This is a genomic window from Pseudoxanthobacter sp., assembly GCF_036822375.1.
GTDB lineage: Bacteria > Pseudomonadota > Alphaproteobacteria > Rhizobiales > Segnochrobactraceae > Pseudoxanthobacter.
This window is the reverse complement of the sequence record NZ_DAISHT010000079.1, coordinates 4,872-10,364: the sequence shown is the minus strand read 5'-3', so window position 1 is coordinate 10,364 and position 5,493 is coordinate 4,872. Positions and strand designations below refer to the sequence as shown.

General features: G+C 71.4%; 5 protein-coding genes and 1 pseudogene. 3 read left to right on the top strand and 3 right to left on the bottom strand.

The features are described from left to right. Nucleotides 1-180: 180 nt before the first annotated feature. Nucleotides 181-1,086, bottom strand: coding sequence for a histone deacetylase (locus tag V7067_RS09505; protein ID WP_334175656.1), 906 nt, complete (start codon nt 1,084-1,086; stop codon nt 181-183). 355 nt (nt 1,087-1,441) lie between these two features. Here V7067_RS09505 and V7067_RS09500 point away from each other — a divergent pair, with 355 nt between their 5' ends. Then, nucleotides 1,442-2,791: an MATE family efflux transporter gene (locus V7067_RS09500; protein ID WP_334175655.1), complete on the top strand. Its 1,350-nt coding sequence runs from the start codon at nt 1,442-1,444 to the stop codon at nt 2,789-2,791. A gap of 12 nt (nt 2,792-2,803) precedes the next feature. Here V7067_RS09500 and V7067_RS09495 read toward each other — a convergent pair whose 3' ends face one another. Both V7067_RS09495 and V7067_RS09490 read right to left on the bottom strand, forming a co-directional pair. Beyond that, nucleotides 2,804-3,892 carry a quinone-dependent dihydroorotate dehydrogenase gene (locus V7067_RS09495; RefSeq protein ID WP_334175654.1) on the bottom strand — a complete coding sequence of 363 codons (1,089 nt, stop codon included), beginning with the start codon at nt 3,890-3,892 and terminating at the stop codon, nt 2,804-2,806. Then, nucleotides 3,889-4,236: a DUF952 domain-containing protein gene (locus tag V7067_RS09490; RefSeq protein WP_334175653.1), complete on the bottom strand. Its 348-nt coding sequence runs from the start codon at nt 4,234-4,236 to the stop codon at nt 3,889-3,891. The genes V7067_RS09495 and V7067_RS09490 overlap by 4 nt, the downstream gene beginning before the upstream one ends. A gap of 332 nt (nt 4,237-4,568) precedes the next feature. Between V7067_RS09490 and V7067_RS09485 the strand changes: the two genes are divergently transcribed. After that, nucleotides 4,569-5,198, top strand: coding sequence for a helix-turn-helix transcriptional regulator (locus V7067_RS09485; RefSeq protein ID WP_334175652.1), 630 nt, complete (start codon nt 4,569-4,571; stop codon nt 5,196-5,198). 79 nt (nt 5,199-5,277) lie between these two features. Further along, a pseudogene (locus tag V7067_RS09480) lies at nt 5,278-5,493 on the top strand (hypothetical protein); the annotation flags it as partial.

The window sequence follows — 5,493 nt, the reverse complement described above, 5'->3', positions numbered from 1 at the left end:
CGCGCGTGCTGCCGCCGTCCTATCCCGATCTCGTGGCCGTGCCGGTCACGGTGCCGCGGTCGTTCCTCGCCGCCATCCCGCTGTCGCGCTTCAATATCTGGCGGGTCGGGGTGGTGAACCGGACGGCCTTGCGCCTGCTGCCGCCGGCCGGCGGCAGCCGCCCCTGACGGGCCCCGCGGCTCAGACGAACTCGGCGGCAGCCCGAAACAGGAGGCTGTGGCGGCGCGCCAGAGCATCGAGATCGTCGCTGTAGCCGCCGCCGATCACGCCGGCCAGCGGCACGCCGGCCTCGCGCACGGCATCGATGACATAACGGTCGCGCTCGATCAGGCCGCCGTCGGAGAGCTTCAGCCGCCCCAGCCGGTCGTCGGCATGGGGATCGACCCCGGCATTGTAGAACACGATGTCCGGGCGGTGATTGCGCAGCGCCTTCGGCACCGCCGCGCGCACGGCGCGGATATAGTCGCGGTCGCCGGTCTCGTCCGGCAGCGCAAGGTCGAGGTCGGAGTTCGCCTTGACGGCCGGATAATTGTTCTCCCCATGGACGGAGAGCGTGAACACACGCTCATCGGCAGCAAAAATCTCCGCCGTGCCGTCGCCCTGATGCACGTCGCAGTCGATCACCATCGCCCGCTCGATCAGCCCTTCGGCCTGAAGCGCGCGGATCGCCACCGCCACGTCGTTGAACACGCAGAAGCCCGCGCCGCCGGAAAAGCGGGCGTGGTGGCTGCCGCCGGCGGTGTTGGCCGCAATGCCGTGCACCAGCGCCAGCCGCCCCGCCGTGGCGGTGCCGGAGGCGGAAAGCTGAGCGCGGCGCGACGTCGCCCCGGTGATCGGAAAGCCGATCTCGCGCTCCACGGCCTTCGGCACCTCGACGGCATAGATCTGCCCGACATAGCGCTCGTCATGGGCGCGGGCGATCCACTCGGCCGGCGGCTCCTCCGGCCGCACGAAGGCAGACGGCCCGGCCACGAGGCCTTCCTCCACCAGCACCTCCGCCAGCCGGCGGAACTTGCCCATGGGAAAGCGGTGCCCTTCGGCAAGCTCGGCGTGATAATCGGGGTGGTGGACGATCGAAAGCGGCATGGCAATCCAGATCCGGGCAGCAGGACCGGCAGCAGCCGGCGCGCAAGACTAGCCTGCCCGTGCGGCGCCGTCAGGCCCTCCCCCCGACAAGACCCTGTCAGGCTCGCCCCAGACCCCGTCAGGCTCACCCCAGACCCCGTCAGGCTCACCTTCAGACCCCGTCAGGCTCCGGGCAGACCCCGTCAGGCTCCGGGCAGCCCCCCGCCGGGTCGTGACAGGGGCGGCCGGGCCATGGCGGACCGTGTTCGGGCTGTTGCCGCCAGATTGGAAATATTCCATTCTCGCCTGCGCGCCCCGCCGGGGTGCGCCTTGCCGGATCCGTCTTGCCGGATTCTCCCTGCCGGACCCCTGTTTCATGGCTTCGCCCGCCCGCCCCGGTGCCCGCACGCACCGTGCCACCGCCATCGGCCACCGCGCCGTGCTCGCCATTGCGGTGCCGATGACGCTTGCCCACCTGTCGACGCCGCTCGTCGGCCTCGTCAACAGCACGCTGATCGGCCGGCTCGGCGACGCGGCGCTGATGGGCGGCATTGCCGTCGGGGCGCTGGCTTTCGACATCCTGTTCTCGTTCTTCAGCTTCCTGCGCATGGGCACCACGGGGCAGACCGCGCAGGCGCTGGGCGCCCGTGACGGCATCGCCACGCGCGCCGTGCTGATCCGCGCCGTTGCCGCCGCCCTTGCCACCGGCCTCGTCATCGTCGCGCTGGCCCATCCGCTGCAGCGGCTGTTCGTCCTCGCCATCGGCGCCAGCCCGGCGGTGAATGCCGCCTTCGCCGGCTATTTTGCCGTCCGCGTGCTCGCCGCTCCGCTGACGCTCGTCAACTACAGCCTGCTCGGCTGGGTCGTCGGGCTCGGCCGCGCCGGGCTGGGCCTGCTGCTGCAGGTGGTGCTGAACGGGGTCAACATCGTCGCCGGTCTGGTGCTGATCGTCCATTTCCGCCTCGGCATTGCCGGTGCGGCGTGGAGCGCGGTTGCCGCGGAGGCCGCCGCCGCGCTCGCCGGCCTTGCGATTGCCGCCCGCCTTGCCCGCGGCGGGCGCTGGCCGGACTTTGCGGCCCTGCGCGACCGGGCCGCGCTGATGGCCACCTTTGCCATCAACCGCGACATCATGATCCGCTCGGTGGCGCTGATGGTGGCGTTCGGCTTCTTCACCGCCGAAAGCGCACGCCATGGCGACGTGGTTCTGGCCGCGAATTCGGTGCTGATGAACCTGACGATGGTCGCCGCCTTCTTTCTCGACGGGCTGGCGACGGCGGCCGAGCAACTCTGCGGGCGGGCGCTGGGGGCGCGGGCGCGGGCCGATTTCGTGGCCGCGCTGCGGCTTTCCATCGGCTGGGGTTTTGCGCTGTCGGTGCTGCTGGCGGCGTTCTTCATGGCGGCCGGCCCGGCCGTGATCGACCTCATGACCACCGCACCGGCGGTGCGCGCGGCCGCCCGGCACTTTCTCGTCTGGGCCGCCGCCGCCCCAGTTGCGGGCGTGCTCGCCTATGAACTCGACGGCGTGTTCATCGGCGCCACCTGGTCGGCCACCATGCGCAACATGATGCTGCTGTCGCTCGGGCTCTATTTCGTCCTGTGGGCCCTGCTGGTGCCGCCGTTCGGCAACCATGGTCTGTGGGCGGCGATGGTCGGCTTTCTGGGGGCGCGCGGCTTCACGCTCGCCGCCCGGCTGCCGGCCCGCCTCAACGCAAGCCTGCCGGGCTGACGGGCGCCGCGGTCACGCCTGCCGCGCCGCCCACGCCTCCGCCTCGCAGCCGCTCGCGTCCGCAAGCGAGGCAAGGCCGCGCCGCTTCAGTTCGGCGGAAAGCCCGCCCAGAATGCGGCCGATCAGGTCCGGCCCCTCATAGACGAGGCCGCTGTAGAGCTGAACGAGGTTCGCCCCGGCGGCGATCTTGGCAAAGGCCGTTTCGGCCGAATCGACCCCGCCCACACCGATCAGCGGCAGACCCGGACCGACCCGCCCGCGCATCTTCGCCAGTGCGATCGTGGAGAGCGGAAACAGCGGCCGGCCGGAAAGCCCGCCGCTTTCCCGCGCGCGCGGCGAGGCCAGCGCCGGGCGCGAAATGGTGGTGTTGGAGACGATCAGCCCGTCAAGCCCGCTGCCGGCGATGGCCTCCGCCACATCGTCGAGGCCGTGCTCGTCGAGATCGGGGGCGATCTTCAGCAGCACCGGCACGCGCCGCCCCGCGCCCTCGGCCGCCGCATCGCGTGCTTCCAGCGCGCGGGCCAGCAGTTCCTCAAGAGCGGCCTTCGCCTGCAGGTCGCGCAGGCCCGGCGTGTTGGGCGAGGAAACGTTGACGGTGAAATAATCCGCCACCGCCGCAAAGCGGGCGATGCCCGTCACATAATCGGCCATGCGGTCGGCGGCATCCTTGTTGGCCCCGACATTGACGCCCACGATGCCCGGCCGCCCGCGGCGCGCCCGCAGCCGCGCAAGCGCCGGAGCGTGGCCGGCGTTGTTGAAGCCCATGCGGTTGATGATGCCGCGGTCTTCCACCAGCCGGAACAGGCGCGGGCGCGGATTGCCGGGCTGGGCAAGCGGCGTGACGGTGCCGATTTCGGTAAAGCCGAAGCCGAGGCCAAGCACCGCATCGGGCACCTCGGCATCCTTGTCGAAGCCGGCCGCCATGCCGAGCGGATTGGGAAAATCGAGCCCGAACAGCGTCTGCCGCAGGGCCGGGTCCGGCCGCGGCTGCGGCACCCGCGCCAGACCGGAGGCCAGCGCCGCGATCGTCAGGCGATGCGCCTTCTCCGCTTCAAGGCAGAACAGCGCCCGGCGGGCGAGCCCGCGATAGAGATCGATCATAGCAGCCCCGTGAAATCATGGTGCCCGCCGGCACCGGGCGGCAGCGGCGCCACGCGCAGCACTGCACTGAGCGGCAGGATGCCATAAAGGTGCGGAAAAAGCGCCCCGCCGCGTGAGGGTTCCCACTTCAGCGCCGCCCCCAGCGCGCCGGCATCGACCGCCACCAGCACCAGATCGCTGCGCCCGGCGAAGTGGCGCGCCGCCGTTTCCGCCACCTGCCCGGCATCGGAAAAGTGGATGTAGCCGTCGGCCAGATCGACCGCCGCGCCGGCGAACACGCCCGCCGCCTCCGCCGCCGCCCATTCCTGCGTGCCGGCGATCTTGTAGATCGTGTCAGCCGTCATCGAAGCCCCGCTTTCCTGTCCGGCCCTTCCAGTGTCAGCTTTCCGCCGCCCGATCAATCCGGCTGCGGCCGGCGCGGCGGCGCAAACCGGGCCGCCGCAGCCCCCGGCGCCGCCGGCCATGCCGCAGCACGGATGACTGGACAGGGCGCGAATCGGACGATAATCAGACAGAAACAAGGGATAAATTCCTGCTGACGGCGCCTGCGGCGCATCCGGTCCCCGACGTCTGCGGCGGCGGCCACGGAGCGCCGTGTTCCGGCGGCGCGCGTTCGCGGGCAACCTGAAAAATCTGCCCGGCGCTTTGCCGCGCCGCGGGAGCCAAGGAGGGGCCGATGCTCACCCACGAGCAGATCTGGATGGCTCTCGACGCGCTGGCCGCCCGCCACGGGATGACGCCATCGGCCCTTGCCCGCCGCGCCGGGCTCGACCCCACCACCTTCAACAAATCCAAGCGCCATGCCGGCGACCGGCCGCGGTGGCCTTCCACCGAATCGATTGCCAAGGTTCTGGAGGCGACCGGCACCGACGCCACCGCCTTCTTCGCCGCCGAGGTGCTGCACGACCGGCTGCCGGCGCAGCGCTCCGTGCCGCTGCTGGGCATGACGCAGGCCGGCATGGGCGGCTTCTTCGACAGCGGCGGCTATCCCGTCGGCACCGGCTGGGACGAGATTCCCTTCCCCACCGCCAGCGACGACATGGTGTTCGCGCTGGAGGTGACGGGCGATTCGATGATGCCCGCCTATCGCGACGGCGACGTTCTGATCGTCTCGCGCTCGGCCAGCGTGCGCCGCAACGACCGCGTGGTGGTGCGCACCAACGAGGGCGAGGTGATGGCCAAGGTGCTGCACCGCATCACCGCGCGCACGCTGGAGCTGCACTCCCTCAACCCCGAGCACCCGCCGCGCATCCTGCCGCTGGCGGAGGTCGACTGGATGGCCCGCATCCTGTGGGCAAGCCAGTGAGCGCGCCGGCCTGAAAACCCGTTTTTCGCGGCTGCGCTCTCGCGGCCGGCCCTCAACCGCCTTGCGGGGAGACCTGCCCATGGCGCGCTTTTCCGGTTTCGGCTCGCTCGCTGTTTCGCTGGCCATCGGCGTGGCGATCGCCGGCGGCACCGCCGCCTATCTCATGAACCGCTTTCCGGCGGCCTCGCCGCCGGCGCGCACACCGGCAGCAACCGTGCCGGCGGCAACGGCGGCCGGCAGCGGAACCGCGGGCACGGCGTCTTCCCCCGCGCCCGCATCTTCACAGCCCCCCGCG